The organism is Rhizobium sp. CNPSo 3670, assembly GCF_057784555.1.
Genome location: NZ_JBXSOL010000001.1, coordinates 273,377 through 288,614 on the forward strand (window position 1 = coordinate 273,377; position 15,238 = coordinate 288,614).

The following is a 15,238-nucleotide window of genomic DNA, read 5'->3' on the forward strand; positions in this document are numbered from 1 at the left end:
CGAGATTATTCACCGGCAAGACGCGTAGATCGCCGCCACGGAGGCGGCGACGCGTCAGCGTCGGCCGTCGAGGACAGAAGGCTTTTGGCGGCGAGCTTGATGCTCGGCTCGATATCCGGCTTGCCGAGCAAAAAGCCCTGCACCTGCGAGCAGCCTTCTTCGAGGACGATCTGGCGCTGCGTCTCGGTTTCGACGCCCTCCGTCACGACAGGCATGCCGAGGCTGTGGCCGAGACCGATGATGGCGCGCACGATCGAACGTGACGCCGCGTCATGTTCCAGCATGCCGGTGAAGCTGCGGTCGACCTTGATCTTGTCGAAGGGGAAGGTTCGCAGGTTGGAAAGCGAGGAAAAACCGGTGCCGAAGTCGTCCATGACGATGTGAACACCGAGGCTGCGCAGGCGCAGCAGCGTGGCCATCACCCGATCGCGGTCACGGATGAGAGCGGCCTCGGTGATTTCGATTTCCAACCGGTCGGGCGCGAGCCCCGTTTCCTCGAGGATTGCCTCGATCCGCTCGCAAAGGTTCGGCAGCATGAACTGCACCGGCGAGACATTGACGGCGATCGTCAGCGGATGCGGCCAGCGCGCAGCTTCTGCGCAGGCCTCGCGCAGCACCCATTCGCCGAGCTGGACAATCGATCCGCTTTCCTCGGCGATCGGAATAAAGACATCCGGCTCGCTGATGCCGTGCCCCGGCCGGTTCCAGCGCATCAGGGCCTCATAACCGCTGACCTCGCCGCTCAGTGCGCCGTAAATCGGCTGATAGCTGACATGGATCTGATTGCGGGTGATGGCGTGGCGCAGTTCGCTTTCGATCTGGCGGCGGGCGCGCGTGGCTTCGTCCATTTCCGCGTCGAAGAAACAGGCCTTGCCGCGACCGCCGTGCTTGACCCGATAGAGTGCGATATCGGCATTGTTGCAGATCTCGTCCACATCACGTCCGTCGGCCGGATAAAGGGCGACGCCGAGGCTGACGCCGACGGCTGTTGGGTCGCGTGCCGTATCCATTTCGGCGGCGAATTCGTCGAGGATCGCCGCTGCGAGCTTCTGCGCGGCCGCCGGTTGCTGTCCGGCGGGCTGGATGATGGCAAATTCATCGCCACCGAGACGGGCGATCGTATCGCTTTCATCGGCGACGCGCCGGAGGATCGAGGCAACCTTGCGGAGAATTCGGTCGCCCTCGGCATGGCCGAAAATATCATTGACGCTCTTGAACCGATCGAGATCGATATAGAAGAGGGCCACCTTGCTGCTCTTTCGTTCGGCCATCTGCAGCGCCTGACGGATGCGCGTATCGAACAACGACCGGTTCGGAAGATCGGTGAGAACATCGTGGTGGGCGAGATGTTCGATCATCTCCTCGGCCTGCCTGCGCTCCGTCAGATCGCGCACCGCCAGCACGTCACAATTGTGCCCGCGATAGACGATCCTGCTCGTATTGACTTCGACGGCGATCTCCTTGCCGCTGCTGGTGCTGAGCAAGGTCTCGCCGGGCCTATTCTGCCCCTGTATGGCGGTCAAAGCAGCGGACGGCGCCTTGCCGACAAGATCGGCAAGCTTCCAGCCGGAAAGAGCCTGGAACCGTTCATTGGCATCGATGACTCTGCCTTCGCGCAGGATCAGCAGCCCTTCCTGCGAGGCATTGGCGAGCCCTCTCAGATCCGTCAGATGGCTGTCGATAAAGACCACCGCGATAGCGGTCAGAATGAGAGCCGTCGCCGCTACCACCACGATCGCTGCCAGCAGGCTGGTATCGAGCACCATCGCCGGGACCTCTTTGCCGGGATCCGGCACAAGCGTGATGCTTGCCATCGAAATGAAGTGGAGAGCGCAGATTGCAAGGACAAAGATGACGGACGAGGTGAGGAGCCGCCTCAGGCCGCTCCACTGGAAGAAGGCGTAGAAGGCAGCGCTCGACAGCAGCGCCCCCGCGAGAACCGCACTCAGCGTCATGTAGGGATCGTAGACGATCACCGCCTGTGTCTCGATCGCCTGCATACCGGTCAGGTGCATCGAGGCGATGCCGAGCGCCATCAGGACGCCGCCGCGGATGCGCGAAAACCTGCCGCGGCTCTCCGAAGCGACGACGATCGCCGCCCACGAACCGGCAACCGACAGGAGAAAGGAAAGCGCCGTCAGCCCCAGTTGGTAGCTGATCGGCATGCCGCCGTCATAGGCCAGCATCGCGATGAAGTGCGTTGCCCATACGCCGGTGCCGAAGGCGAAAGCCGAGGCGCCTATCCAGAGCTTGCGGCGCCCGGCATCGCATCCTTGAGCGCGTGAAAGCGGCAGCATCGCTGCCATCGCGCCGATCAGACAAACCGCCGCGGCCGCGAGCACCAGCCGCCAATCATGATCGTCGCGAATACATGTAATGACCGAAAACATCCGCTCCCCCGAACAGCTGAATACGGCCAAGTTATTTGGGTTCTACTAAATAACTGTAAATTGAATTAGAAGGTTCTTCTATATCGCCGAAGTAATCTTCTTGCACCCGATCCGGACGCGGCCGCTTTCGCGCCGCCCATTTGCTTTTCCGCCTCGCCTGCTCTCCTCGTTTGGTCTATCGTCCGGCCAAATTTCAAAAAGGAGTCGAAAATGACGGATCTACAACAAGTGCTTGCGCGCGCGGATCAGAACCTTTCCTCAAGCCTCGAAAAGCTGTTCGAGCTTCTGCGCATTCAGTCGATTTCCACCGATCCCGTCTACAAGGCCGAATGCCGGAAGGCAGCCGAATGGCTGGTCGCCTATCTCGAAGGCCTCGGCTTTACCGCCTCGGTGCGGGACACACCCGGCCATCCGATGGTCGTCGCCCACCATGGCGGCGCTTCCGCCGACGCGCCGCATGTGCTTTTCTACGGCCATTACGACGTGCAGCCGGTCGACCCGATCGAGCTCTGGGAAAACGATCCCTTCGAGCCATCGATCAAGGATGTCGGCGATGGCCGCAAGATCCTGACCGGGCGCGGCACCTCCGACGACAAGGGCCAGCTGATGACCTTCGTCGAAGCCTGCCGCGCCTATAAGGAGATCAACGGCGCACTTCCCTGCCGCATCACCATTCTGTTCGAGGGCGAGGAGGAATCGGGCTCACCGTCCCTGAAGCCTTTCCTCGAAGCCAACGCCGCCGAACTCAAGGCCGATTATGCGCTTGTCTGCGATACCGGCATGTGGGACCGCGATACGCCGGCAATCGCCGCGGCACTGCGCGGCCTCGTCGGCGAAGAAGTGGTCGTGACGGCCGCCGACCGCGACCTGCATTCCGGCCTCTTCGGCGGCGCTGCGGCCAATCCGATCCATATTCTCGTCGAGGCGCTTGCCGGCCTGCATGACGAGACCGGCCGCATCACGCTTGATGGCTTTTACGACGGCGTCGAGGAAACGCCCGACAACATCAAGGCGTCATGGGAGACGCTCGGCAAGACGGCCGAGAGCTTTCTCGGTGAAGTCGGCCTTTGCATTCCCTCCGGCGAAAAGGGCCGGTCGGTGCTGGAACTCACCTGGGCCCGGCCGACGGCCGAAATCAACGGCATTTGGGGCGGATATACCGGCGAAGGCTTCAAGACGGTCATCGCCGCCAAGGCCTCGGCCAAGGTTTCATTCCGGCTCGTCGGCACGCAGGATCCGGCTGCCATCCGCGAGGCTTTCCGTAGCTATGTCAGGTCGAAAATTCCGGCCGACTGCTCGGTCGAATTCCATCCGCATGGCGGCTCGCCGGCGATTCATCTCTCTTATGATTCGCCTGTTCTGACCAAGGCGAAGACGGCGCTTTCCGACGAGTGGCCGAAACCTGCCATCGTCATCGGCATGGGCGGCTCGATCCCGATCGTCGGAGATTTCCAGAAGATGCTCGGCATGGAATCGCTGCTCGTCGGCTTCGGCCTCGCCGATGACCGTATCCATTCGCCGAACGAGAAATACGAGCTTGTCTCCTACCACAAGGGCATCCGCTCCTGGGTGCGGATCCTTCAGGCGCTCGCCGGCTGAAGGGCAATTGCGCGCAGTGTCGGCGCGCCAAAATCAAAAATACAAAAAGGCCGGTCGCCCGGCCTTTCGTCATCCGCTCGGCTCAGTGCCAGTTCATCCGTGGTCAAGGAGCAAGCGGGTATTGATGTCAGACTGCCGCCGAAAGGTTAACAAAAGGTTAACCTTTCGGTCGGGACCAGACCTCAATTGCCGAACAGCCTGACGTGCCGGAGATGCTCCGCGCTTCTGTCAGTTCATGTGCCCTGTAGCAGCGCATGAGAGCACAAATCTCCCCCCGTTCAAGCTACGTTCATCGCGCTCGGCCTATAAAGTATTGAAAGAAAAGCGAATGGTGACGCCCTAACAAATGCCGGCGATCGCTCTATCTTTTGTTCCAAATGGCATATGCCAAGGAAAGGCAGTCGAGCGCTGCCAGAAAACACGCCAACGAGGAGTGAGAAGCGTGAAAAAACTCATCGTCAAAATAGCCGCGGCCACACTGCTTGTGCTGGCTCCGGCAATAGCGCAGGCCGCCGAGGGTTACTCGACGGCAAACGTCAACATGCGCGCAGGGCCAAGCACCCGGTATCCCGCCGTCGCCGTCATACCCGCCGGTTCGTCCGTCGAAATCCGTGGATGCCTTTCCAACGTCAACTGGTGTGACGTCGAATTCTACGGCGGCCGCGGCTGGGTTTCGGGCCAGTACGTGCAGGCAGTCTACGAGCAACGCCGCGTCTATGTTGGCCCGGAATATTACCGTCCGCTCGGCATTCCGCTGGTCACCTTCAGCGTCGGCAATTATTGGGACCGTTACTACCGCCATCGCGATTTTTATCGCGAGCGTGACCGCTGGAGCCGCGGCCCGGACTATTATTACCGTGACCGCGACTATCGGGATCGGGATTACCTGGATCGGGACTACCGGGTCCGCGAGTATCGTCGGGATCGCGACCGGGACCGGGACTGGCGCGACGAGGATCGACGGGACGACCGCAGAGATGAAGCTCGCAGGCGGGAGCGTCGGGACAGGGATACCAGGAGCTCGGATTTCCGTGACCTGCCGCAGTTCAGAGGCGGCAAAGCCGACACCTACAATCATCCGGACCCCAGGGCCTCGCCCTTCGTCTGCCGTCCCGGCGATCCCAAGTGCGACTGAAAGAGCAGGGCGGCAGCGATGTCGCCCTTTTCTCAACAGCACTCATCGTGAACGGAGCCGAGAAAAAGCCCGGCGCTCCTTGGGGGGATGCACCGGGCCTGATGTCGATCGGCGCGCGTTGAGGGGAGACGGCCGATCATTCGCGGGACGTGAGGGGCTGTCCCGCTTCTCCATAAACAGCCGTCGAGCCTATTGGTTCCAGTCGGTGCATAATTCTTAAATCAGCAATTCCATTTTATTGTTACACCGCCTCCCGGGTCTGTGGTCATGACCCGCGCGCCTCGACAGCGCGACCACTCACTCGTCGTCCTTTAACACCCCGTTAAATCGCCGCAATTACAGTTCACTCGGATGATCGCGTCGCCCGCTGTATGGTTCCTTAAATCGAAATCAGTTTAAGGACAAAATTATGCAGCACTTCAAAGTGCTACAGCGTCCTTCTCGCGTCTGAAGAGACGCCCGGCGCTATAACAGGGCGCCGTTATGCGAAGTGGGCTTCGCGATCGAACAGGGGATGCGACCGGTCCGCGATGGCAGGCAGAGGCAAATCAGGCGACAGAATCGAACCGTCCTTCAGCGGCCGCCCGGCCCGCGAAGATGATGAATTTTCGCTCGACGCCGATGACCGCGTCATCGGAAGCAGATCCGCGCGTCGCGGCGGCTCCAGGCCCCCGCCGCAGCGTGCCGCCCGCCAGCGGCGGCGCGAGCCGCGGGAGCGTGAAGGCGGCGGCCTTTTCGGTTTCCTGCGCGGCGTGGTCTACTGGTGCGTCGTGCTTTTCATCTGGGCCGGCATCGGTGTTGCCGGGCTCGTTCTCTATTACGGCTCGCGCATGCCGAGCGCCAGCACATGGGCGATCCCCGAGCGTCCGCCGAACGTCAAGATCACCGCCGTCGACGGCAGCGTCATTGCCAATCGCGGCGCCACCGGCGGCGAGGCGCTGTCGCTCGAAAACATGTCGCCCTATATTCCCGAAGCCGTCATCGCCATCGAAGATCGGCGTTTTTATTCGCATTTCGGCGTCGATCCGCTCGGCCTTGGGCGGGCGATCGTCACCAATTTCACGGCCGGCCACATGGTGCAGGGCGGTTCGACGCTGACGCAGCAGCTTGCCAAGAATCTCTTCCTCTCTCCCGAGAGAACGCTGGAACGCAAGGTGCAGGAGGTGCTGCTCGCGCTCTGGCTGGAGCAGAAATACACCAAGGACCAGATCCTTGCGATGTATCTCAACCGGGTGTTCTTCGGATCGAACGCCTATGGCGTCGAGGCGGCCTCTCGCCGCTACTTCAACAAATCTGCGCGGGATGTGAACCTCGGTGAGGCAGCGGTGCTGGCGGGCCTGCTCAAGGCGCCGTCGCGGCTTTCGCCGGCCCGCGACGCGGAAGCGGCGAATGCGCGCGCCCAGCTCGTGCTGGCGGCGATGCGCGAGCAGGGGTTCATCACCGATTCCGAGGTCAAGACAGCGATGTCGCAGACCCCGGCTTCGGCCAAGAGCTACTGGTCGGGCGCCGGGCACTATGTCGCCGATATGGTCATGGACGATTTGCCGGGACTGATCGGCGACGTCAAGGAAGACATCATCGTCGATACGACGATCGACAAATCGCTGGAGAAGAAGGCTGAGCAGTCGCTGGTCGACGTGCTCGACAAGGAGGGCGGCAAGCTCGATGCCTCGCAGGCGGCCCTGGTCTCGATCGATGGCACCGGGGCGATCCGGGCGCTCGTCGGCGGCAGAGACTATGCGACGAGCCAGTTCAACCGCGCCGTCAAGGCCAAGCGCCAGCCGGGATCTTCGTTCAAGCCCTTCGTCTATACGGCGGCGCTGGAAAAAGGGCTGACGCCATTTTCGGTGTTTAACGACGCGCCGATTCGCATCGGCGACTGGACGCCGGAGAATTACGAGAAGAAATACAATGGCGAAGTGACGCTGGCGACCGCACTCGCCAAGTCGCTGAACACGGTGGCCGCGCAGCTGGTCATGTATGACGGGCCGGATCAGGTGATCAAGCTCGCCCACCGGCTGGGGATCGAAAGCGAGTTGCAGCCGAACGCCTCGATTGCACTCGGGACGTCCGAAGTGTCGCTGATGGAACTGACCGCCTCCTATGCAGCCTTCATGAACGGCGGCTACAAGGCGACGCCGCACGTCATCCGCCGAGTGACGACCGCCGAGGGCAAGGTTCTCTACGAAAATACCTATGACAGTCCGCCGCGCGTACTTTCCGAGCAGATCGCCGCGCAGATGGATGCGATGATGATGGGAGTCATCGAAAATGGCACCGGCAAGAGTGCCAAGATTCCCGGCTGGCAGGCGGCGGGCAAGACCGGCACGACGCAGAATTCGCGCGACGCGCTGTTCGTCGGCTTTACCAGCAACCTCACGACAGGCGTCTGGTTCGGCAATGACGACGGCAAGCCGATGAAGAAGGTGACCGGCGGCGGTCTTCCAGCCAAAGCCTGGAAGGAATTCATGGTCGCCGCCCACAAGGGTCTTTCGCCGGCGCCGCTCTTCGGCAACGGCCAGCTCATCGACGATCCGAACAGCGGCCAGCCGATGGCGCAGGCAGCGCCCGACGGCGGGCAGCCGGTCACGGCCGAAGTGCCGCCACAGACGACGATCGGCGGCATCATTTCCGGCGTCTTCGGCGGCGGCGAGAATGCAGAACGGTATCCACAGGCGCCTGTCCGGCAACAGCGGGCAAGCCCCGGCAACGGCCCTGTTCCTCCTGCAGACGTAGCCGACGGCGGCAGTTCAGGCTACGACGGCATCGTGCCGCCCGGCGATGTCGGTGGGTCGCAGACGACCTCTTCGGTGCAGCCTCGGCGCACGACCCTGCTCGACCTGATCATGGGTCAATGAGATTCCGTGCTGCATGCCCGGCGCAAGCCATCTATCCTAGAAATCGTACGCTTTCCGCGGATCGGGCGGCCTCTTTCCCGGCTGCTGCGAAAATTGAAGGCAACACATTCGTTTTGCCGGATTCGGGGCCATTTCCCGCCTTGCAGTCGAGAAAACCGCTCCTTATATACGCCGCATCACCGCAATCACGATTGCGTAATCGCAAGTAGACCCATCCCGTAAGGGGCTGTCAGGGAAATGCCTTCTGGGGGTTCCGACAGCTTGCTTCAAGGAGAGAATGACATGGCAAAAGTAATTGGTATCGACCTTGGAACGACGAATTCCTGCGTCGCAGTCATGGACGGCAAGGACGCAAAGGTCATCGAGAACGCGGAAGGTGCGCGCACGACCCCTTCCATGGTGGCCTTTTCCGATGATGGCGAGCGCCTCGTCGGCCAGCCGGCCAAGCGCCAGGCGGTCACCAACCCGACGAACACGCTTTTTGCGGTGAAGCGTCTGATCGGCCGCCGCTACGAAGACCCGACCGTCGAGAAGGACAAGCATCTCGTTCCCTTCAGCATCGTCAAGGGCGACAATGGCGACGCCTGGGTCGAAGCCAATGGAAAGGGCTACTCGCCCGCACAGATTTCCGCGATGATCCTTCAGAAGATGAAGGAAACCGCCGAATCCTATCTCGGCGAAAAGGTCGAGAAAGCCGTCATTACCGTTCCGGCGTACTTCAACGACGCGCAGCGCCAGGCAACCAAGGATGCCGGCAAGATCGCCGGTCTTGAAGTCCTGCGCATCATCAACGAGCCGACCGCTGCCGCTCTCGCCTACGGTCTCGACAAGAAGGACGGCAAGACGATCGCCGTCTACGACCTTGGCGGCGGCACCTTCGATATTTCGATCCTCGAGATCGGTGACGGCGTCTTCGAGGTGAAGTCCACCAACGGCGACACCTTCCTCGGCGGTGAAGACTTCGACATGCGCCTCGTCGAATATCTCGTTGCCGAATTCAAGAAGGACAACGGCATCGATCTGAAGAACGACAAGCTTGCCCTGCAGCGCCTCAAGGAAGCCGCGGAAAAGGCCAAGATCGAACTGTCGTCGTCGCAGCAGACCGAAATCAACCTGCCGTTCATCACGGCTGACGCCTCCGGCCCGAAGCACCTGACGCTGAAGCTGACCCGCGCCAAGCTCGAGAGCTTGGTTGACGATCTGGTCCAGCGTACGATCGCGCCCTGCAAGGCAGCCCTCAAGGACGCCGGTGTCACCGCTGCCGAAATCGACGAAGTGGTTCTCGTCGGCGGCATGAGCCGCATGCCGAAGGTGCAGGAAGTCGTCAAGCAGCTGTTCGGCAAGGAGCCGCACAAGGGCGTCAACCCGGATGAAGTGGTTGCGCTCGGCGCCGCCATCCAGGCCGGCGTTCTGCAGGGCGACGTCAAGGACGTTCTGCTGCTCGACGTCACCCCGTTGTCGCTCGGCATCGAAACGCTCGGCGGCGTCTTCACCCGTCTGATCGAACGCAACACGACGATCCCGACCAAGAAGAGCCAGACCTTCTCGACCGCCGAAGACAATCAGCAGGCCGTCACCATCCGCGTTTCGCAGGGCGAGCGCGAAATGGCTGCCGACAACAAGCTGCTCGGCCAGTTCGACCTCGTCGGCCTGCCGCCGTCGCCGCGCGGCGTGCCGCAGATCGAAGTCACCTTCGACATCGACGCCAACGGCATCGTGCAGGTTTCGGCCAAGGACAAAGGCACCGGCAAGGAACAGCAGATCCGCATCCAAGCTTCCGGCGGCCTCTCCGACGCCGACATCGAAAAGATGGTCAAGGACGCCGAGTCGCATGCTGCCGAAGACAAGAAGCGTCGCGAGACCGTCGAAGCCAAGAACCAGGCCGAGAGCCTGATCCACTCTACGGAAAAGTCGCTGAAGGATTACGGCGACAAGGTCTCCGAAGCCGACCGCACCGCGATCTCGGATGCGATCGCCGCGCTGAAGTCCTCGACCGAGGCAACCGAAGCCGACGCCGAAGACATCAAGGCCAAGACCCAGACGCTCATGGAAGTTTCCATGAAGCTCGGCCAGGCGATCTATGAAGCACAGCAGGCCGAAGGCGGCGCTGCGGCCGATACCTCAGCGGAAGGCGGCGACAATGTCGTCGACGCCGACTACGAGGAAATCAAGGACGACGACCGCAAGAAGTCCGCGTAATCCGCGGCCGCGTGGTTATGCTTCAACACCTGATCCGGCTGCTCACCATGGCAGCCGGAAATCCATTTCCGGGGTTTAATCCTTAATGGCAAAAGCGGACTTTTACGAAACTCTGGGTGTAGCCAAATCGGCGGACGAGAAAGAGCTGAAGAGCGCCTTCCGAAAGCTGGCAATGAAATATCATCCGGACAAGAACCCGGATGACAAGGAAGCCGAACGGAAGTTCAAGGAAATCAACGAAGCCTACGAGATGCTCAAGGACCCGCAAAAGCGGGCAGCCTATGATCGTTATGGCCATGCGGCCTTCGAACATGGCGGCATGGGAGGCGGTGGCGGCGGCTTTGCCGGTGGCGGCTTCTCCGACATCTTCGAGGATATTTTCGGCGAGATGATGGGCGGCGGCCGGGCGCGCCAGCGCTCCGCGGGAGGCCGGGAACGCGGCGCCGATCTTCGCTACAATATGGAAATAACGCTGGAAGAGGCTTTCTCTGGCAAGACGGCGCAGATCCGCGTTCCCACTTCCATCACCTGCGACGTCTGTTCGGGTTCGGGCGCCAAGCCAGGCACCCAGCCGAAGAACTGCGGCACCTGCCAGGGCTCGGGCCGCGTGCGCGCGGCCCAAGGCTTCTTCTCGATCGAGCGGACCTGCCCGACCTGCCACGGCCGCGGCCAGATCATTCCCGATCCGTGCCCGAAGTGCCACGGCCAGGGCCGGGTGACGGAAGAACGGTCGCTCTCGGTCAATATTCCCGCCGGTATCGAGGATGGTACACGCATCCGCCTGCAGGGCGAGGGCGAAGCCGGGGCTCGCGGCGGACCGGCTGGCGATCTTTATATCTTCCTGTCGGTTAAGCCGCATGAATTCTACCAGCGCGACGGAGCCGATCTCTATTGCGCCGTGCCGATCTCGATGACGACGGCTGCTCTCGGCGGAACCTTCGATGTCGCGACACTCGACGGCACCAAATCGCGGGTGAGCGTGCCTGAGGGCACGCAGGCCGGCAAACAGTTCCGTCTCAAGGGCAAGGGTATGCCGGTGCTGCGTTCGGCGCAGACAGGCGACCTTTATATCCAGATCCAGATCGAGACACCACAAAAGCTCACCAAGCGTCAGCGCGAACTGCTGCAGGAATTCGAGCAGATTTCCTCCAAGGAGAACAATCCCGAGTCGACCGGCTTCTTTGCCCGGATGAAGGAATTCTTCGAAGGCTGAGCGGTCGATCGATACGCAATCGCGAGAGCCGGGGATGGAAACGTCTCCGGCTTTTTTGGCTCGCGCAAATCCTGATTTGAGACATGGTAGTTGATGCCGGGCGATCTGTTCCAGATCGACACGGCGCCCGATCGGAACAGGAACTTGCGTTAACGCAGCCCGATGATGCCGCTTGCAAGTTTTTAAAATGACTCCAATCTCTGCCGTCAGCGCATGACCAGTATCTCGGCATCGATGTCAGGAGGGTGATGCGCAGTTTCAGAGCGACAGAGCGTTTCCGGCGCGTCCCCTTTGGATGCAGACGCTCTAACGGGGACCACGAAGCAAGAGTATCCATCATGGCGCCAGCCTTTTCCTCTCAGTCCGAAGATGTCGACGTTCTCGCCGGCGCAATCTACACATGGTGTGCCGAGCGCAATATCAAGCTTCGCAGCCAGCAGGGCCTTTCCATCGCCAGTATCGCGATCGACCTCTACCACGCCGGCCACCAGACGCAGGACGACCTGCTGACGGCGTTGCATGGGTGCGAGATTCACTGATTCACCAGCGCGTCGCGAAATGCGTCTACTGCTACGGACAAGCCCGACATGATTCGGTGATCGTCCCTGTCTGAAGAAGTGTTGCTTTTCCGAGATCAGCTGACCGCTTCGGCTGAGTCAGGCGGCGCTCTCGACCACGTCGCCGCTCATGAGTGTAAGGATGGTCTTGACCGCTTCCTTGCCCGCAGCCGAGTTCAACCTGTCGTAGCTCAGCGCAAGGGCATAGGCATCAGGGCTGAGTTCGATACGGCCGCCGAATTCCGATATATCCGTCCCCTCGAAGAGGGCGGAGATCTCGACGCCGAGAAAAACCGCGATCTGATGCAGCTTGCTGGCTGAAACGCGGTTCGTCCCCTTTTCATATTTCTGGATCTGCTGAAAAGTCAGTCCGAGCGCTTCACCAAGCTCGAGCTGGGAAACACGACGAATGGCGCGAAGCTGTCTGATGTTGCGACCAACAATGATATCGACCGGATCTGGCACTTCACCACTCTCTTATACATGAACCTTTTGTTCACCATATCGTTTTCCCGGGATAACGCAACCCGGCAGTTGCAAAATTCAACCGACTTTTTCTGGGCATTACGTTACGTCAGCAGCCATGGAGGAAAGTCGCAGAAGCCCTGCTATACAGGCTATCCGAGAACTCCGACGGTGACCGTCGTCGGTGAGGACTCCCGATGTCGGAGGCCTCTGATGCGGTTGTATTTTCCAGAATTTGGGAAAACGGTACCGAAAAGTTCCGGAATCGATCGTGTTTGCGATGCTTCTGGTAAAGTGCGCGCGATCCGCGGCGCGAAGCGGCGCGCTTGCCAACCGCGCCGCTTCGGCTTAGCTGTCACGCTTCACGAACCCGGATACGCAATGCCGCATAAGGTTTCTCTTTCCCGTCTGAAGCTGACAGACTTCCGCAATTATGCCGCCGCGAGCCTTAGTCTCGATGGTCGGCATGCCGTGTTGACCGGAGACAATGGCGCCGGCAAGACCAATCTCATGGAGGCGATCTCGCTGCTTTCGCCCGGCCGCGGTCTGCGCCGAGCCGCCTATCGCGACATTACCCGCGTCGGCGCGGCCGGCGGCTTTTCGATCTTCGCGGCGCTTGACGGCATGGAGGGCGAAGTCGAGATCGGAACCGGCATAGAAACGGGCGAGGACACCACAGCCCGCCGGCTTCGGATCAACGGCACCCCGGCTAAGACCGCCGACGAGCTGACCGATCATCTGCGTCTTCTCTGGCTGACACCGGCGATGGACGGGCTCTTCACCGGCGCCTCCGCCGACCGCCGACGCTTTCTCGACCGCCTGGTGCTGTCGCTCGATCCCGCCCACGGCCGCCGCGCGAGCGATTTCGAGCACGCCATGCGCAGCCGCAACAAGCTGCTGGACGAAGGTCGCTTCGACCCTTCCTGGCTTGCCGGTATCGAAGAACAGATGGCAAGCCTCGGCATCGCCATGGCGCTCGCCCGCCAGGAGATGCTCGGCCTCTTGACCCGACTGACCGAGGAAACACTGGAGAGTTCACCTTTCCCGTCAGCCTCGCTGCAGCTCTCAGGCTTCATGGACGGCCAGTTCTCGCGGCCCTCGGTCGACCTCGAGGACGACTACGCGGCGATGCTCGCCGAGAGCCGTTACCGCGATGCCGGCGCGGGGCGCACGCTGGAGGGGCCGCACCGGACCGACCTCATCGTACACCACCGCGAAAAGGCGATGGAGGCGGAGCGGTGTTCCACCGGCGAGCAGAAAGCGCTGCTTGTCGGCTTGGTGCTTGCCCATGCGCGGCTCGTCGGCAATCTCACCGGTCATGCGCCGATCCTGCTGCTCGACGAGATCGCTGCGCATCTCGACGAGAACAGGCGCGCCGCGTTGTTCGACCTTATCGACGGACTGGGAGGTCAAGCCTTCATGACCGGAACGGATCGGGGAATGTTCTCGGCCCTCGGCGACAGGGCGCAGTTCTTTACGGTTGCGGACGGAAGGGTGTTCGGATGAGGGAGACAGCTTTTCCCGATGTCGCTTTTGCCGATGTCGGCGGCCATGCTACGATCGCCGCCATGGAACCTCTCAGCCCCGATGAAATCGCCCGGTATCAACGCCATATCCTGCTCCCCGAAATCGGCGGCGCAGGCCAGCAGAAACTCAAAGCCGCCCGTGTGCTGGTGATCGGCGCCGGGGGGCTCGGTGCGCCGATCCTGCAATATCTCGCCGCCGCCGGTGTCGGCACGCTCGGCATCGTCGACGACGACCGGGTGTCGCTGTCCAATCTGCAGCGCCAAGTGATCCATGATTCCGGCACGATCGGCGAGCTGAAAACCGAAAGCGCCGCCTTAGCCATTGCCAGGCTCAACCCGCATGTCCGGCTCGTCCGCTTCGAGGAACGCTTTTCTCGCGAGACTGCCCGGCGTCAATTATCCGGCTTCGATTTCCTGATCGACGGCTCCGACAATTTCGATACCCGTTATGCCGCGGCCGATGCGGCGGAGGAAGCACGTATCCCGCTCGTCACCGGCGCCGTCGGTCGTTTCGACGGTTCACTAACCGTGCTAAAACCTTATGAGACGGCCGAGGATGGAGCGCCCAACCCAGGCTATCGCGACCTTTTTCCCGAGGCGCCTCCGGCGGGTCTGATTCCCAGCTGCGCTGAAGCCGGCATTATCGGCGCGCTCACTGGCGTCATCGGCACGATGATGGCGATGGAGGCGATCAAGCTCATCACCGGCGCCGGCGAGCCGCTGATCGGGCGGCTGCTGCTTTACGACGCACTCTCGGCCCGGTTCGAAAGCGTGCGCTATAGGCGCCGCCGCGCCAGGCAGGCCGGATGAGGATTATCCGCCTCGATCAGAACTTCGCGCGCTGGGACGAACTGCTCGCCCTCATCCTCGCGGCCTTCGCTTCGATGAACGGCAAGATCGATCCGCCGTCCTCGGCGCTCAATCTCACGGCGGAGGCGCTGGCAGCAAAGGCCGAGGCCGAGATCGGCCATGTCGTCATCGACGATGGCAAACTGACCGGCTGCCTGTTTCTGCGGCCGGAGGCCGATTGTCTCTATGTCGGCAAGCTCGCCGTTCTGCCGGAAGCGCAAGGCAAGGGCCTCGGGAGGCGTCTGCTGGCAGTTGCCGAGGAGACGGCTGCAGAACTGGGCTTGGCTGCTTTGCGGCTGGAAACACGCATCGAGCTTACCGAAAATCACGCCGTCTTTGCCGCCCGGGGATTTTCCAGAACCGCCGAGAAGGCCCATCCTGGATTCACCAGGACGACCTTCATCGAGATGCGGAAGATACTCGCTCGCTGACGCGCATCGAACAATT

The 15,238-nt window shown here is 61.5% G+C and carries 11 protein-coding genes; 9 read left to right on the top strand and 2 right to left on the bottom strand.

Translation table 11 applies throughout. The features are described from left to right. Positions 1-5: 5 nt before the first annotated feature. Positions 6-2,390: a bifunctional diguanylate cyclase/phosphodiesterase gene (locus AC13QO_RS01390; RefSeq protein ID WP_085776540.1), complete on the bottom strand. Its 2,385-nt coding sequence runs from the start codon at positions 2,388-2,390 to the stop codon at positions 6-8. Between the two features lie 210 nt (positions 2,391-2,600). On the opposite strand from AC13QO_RS01390, the gene AC13QO_RS01395 reads away from it, so the two are divergent. The 6 genes from AC13QO_RS01395 to AC13QO_RS01420 all read left to right on the top strand — a co-directional run bounded on the left by AC13QO_RS01395 (position 2,601) and on the right by AC13QO_RS01420 (position 11,933). Then, positions 2,601-3,989 (top strand): M20/M25/M40 family metallo-hydrolase, encoded by a 1,389-nt coding sequence (locus AC13QO_RS01395; protein ID WP_488539718.1) that lies wholly within the window; start codon positions 2,601-2,603, stop codon positions 3,987-3,989. Positions 3,990-4,431: 442 nt separating this feature from the next. Then, positions 4,432-5,124: an SH3 domain-containing protein gene (locus tag AC13QO_RS01400; protein ID WP_434711801.1), complete on the top strand. Its 693-nt coding sequence runs from the start codon at positions 4,432-4,434 to the stop codon at positions 5,122-5,124. Positions 5,125-5,654: 530 nt separating this feature from the next. Beyond that, a complete protein-coding gene (locus AC13QO_RS01405) occupies positions 5,655-7,982 on the top strand; it encodes a transglycosylase domain-containing protein (RefSeq protein ID WP_488539719.1) in 2,328 nt (775 codons plus the stop codon). 282 nt (positions 7,983-8,264) lie between these two features. After that, positions 8,265-10,181 (top strand): molecular chaperone DnaK, encoded by a 1,917-nt coding sequence (gene dnaK, locus AC13QO_RS01410; RefSeq protein ID WP_488539720.1) that lies wholly within the window; start codon positions 8,265-8,267, stop codon positions 10,179-10,181. A gap of 85 nt (positions 10,182-10,266) precedes the next feature. Beyond that, positions 10,267-11,394: a molecular chaperone DnaJ gene (dnaJ, locus tag AC13QO_RS01415; RefSeq protein WP_085776535.1), complete on the top strand. Its 1,128-nt coding sequence runs from the start codon at positions 10,267-10,269 to the stop codon at positions 11,392-11,394. A gap of 338 nt (positions 11,395-11,732) precedes the next feature. Beyond that, entirely contained in the window at positions 11,733-11,933 is a 201-nt protein-coding gene (locus AC13QO_RS01420; RefSeq protein WP_085776534.1) for a hypothetical protein, read from the top strand. Between the two features lie 117 nt (positions 11,934-12,050). Here the strand turns inward: AC13QO_RS01420 and AC13QO_RS01425 are convergent, their stop codons facing one another. After that, positions 12,051-12,416, bottom strand: coding sequence for a helix-turn-helix domain-containing protein (locus AC13QO_RS01425; RefSeq protein ID WP_488539721.1), 366 nt, complete (start codon positions 12,414-12,416; stop codon positions 12,051-12,053). Between the two features lie 381 nt (positions 12,417-12,797). Between AC13QO_RS01425 and recF the strand changes: the two genes are divergently transcribed. The 3 genes from recF to AC13QO_RS01440 are packed head-to-tail and all read left to right on the top strand — an operon-like array spanning position 12,798 to position 15,222. Further along, positions 12,798-13,922, top strand: a complete 1,125-nt coding sequence (recF, locus tag AC13QO_RS01430; RefSeq protein WP_488539722.1) for a DNA replication/repair protein RecF — start codon at positions 12,798-12,800, stop codon at positions 13,920-13,922. Next, positions 13,919-14,752, top strand: a complete 834-nt coding sequence (locus tag AC13QO_RS01435) for a molybdopterin-synthase adenylyltransferase MoeB (RefSeq protein ID WP_488539723.1) — start codon at positions 13,919-13,921, stop codon at positions 14,750-14,752. Before recF ends, AC13QO_RS01435 begins: the two co-directional genes overlap by 4 nt. Beyond that, a complete protein-coding gene (locus AC13QO_RS01440; protein ID WP_488539724.1) occupies positions 14,749-15,222 on the top strand; it encodes a GNAT family N-acetyltransferase in 474 nt (157 codons plus the stop codon). The genes AC13QO_RS01435 and AC13QO_RS01440 overlap by 4 nt, the downstream gene beginning before the upstream one ends. Positions 15,223-15,238: the final 16 nt, after the last annotated feature.

What these genes read in the sequence shown, in the direction of transcription:
- dnaJ (WP_085776535.1), top strand. Translation starts at nt 10,267, where the DNA reads ATGGCAAAAGCGGACTTTTACGAAACTCTGGGTGTAGCCAAATCGGCG.
- AC13QO_RS01435 (WP_488539723.1), top strand. Translation starts at nt 13,919, where the DNA reads ATGAGGGAGACAGCTTTTCCCGATGTCGCTTTTGCCGATGTCGGCGGC.
- recF (WP_488539722.1), top strand. Translation starts at nt 12,798, where the DNA reads ATGCCGCATAAGGTTTCTCTTTCCCGTCTGAAGCTGACAGACTTCCGC.
- dnaK (WP_488539720.1), top strand. Translation starts at nt 8,265, where the DNA reads ATGGCAAAAGTAATTGGTATCGACCTTGGAACGACGAATTCCTGCGTC.
- AC13QO_RS01440 (WP_488539724.1), top strand. Translation starts at nt 14,749, where the DNA reads ATGAGGATTATCCGCCTCGATCAGAACTTCGCGCGCTGGGACGAACTG.
- AC13QO_RS01390 (WP_085776540.1), bottom strand. Translation starts at nt 2,390, where the DNA reads ATGTTTTCGGTCATTACATGTATTCGCGACGATCATGATTGGCGGCTG.
- AC13QO_RS01395 (WP_488539718.1), top strand. Translation starts at nt 2,601, where the DNA reads ATGACGGATCTACAACAAGTGCTTGCGCGCGCGGATCAGAACCTTTCC.
- AC13QO_RS01420 (WP_085776534.1), top strand. Translation starts at nt 11,733, where the DNA reads ATGGCGCCAGCCTTTTCCTCTCAGTCCGAAGATGTCGACGTTCTCGCC.
- AC13QO_RS01405 (WP_488539719.1), top strand. Translation starts at nt 5,655, where the DNA reads ATGGCAGGCAGAGGCAAATCAGGCGACAGAATCGAACCGTCCTTCAGC.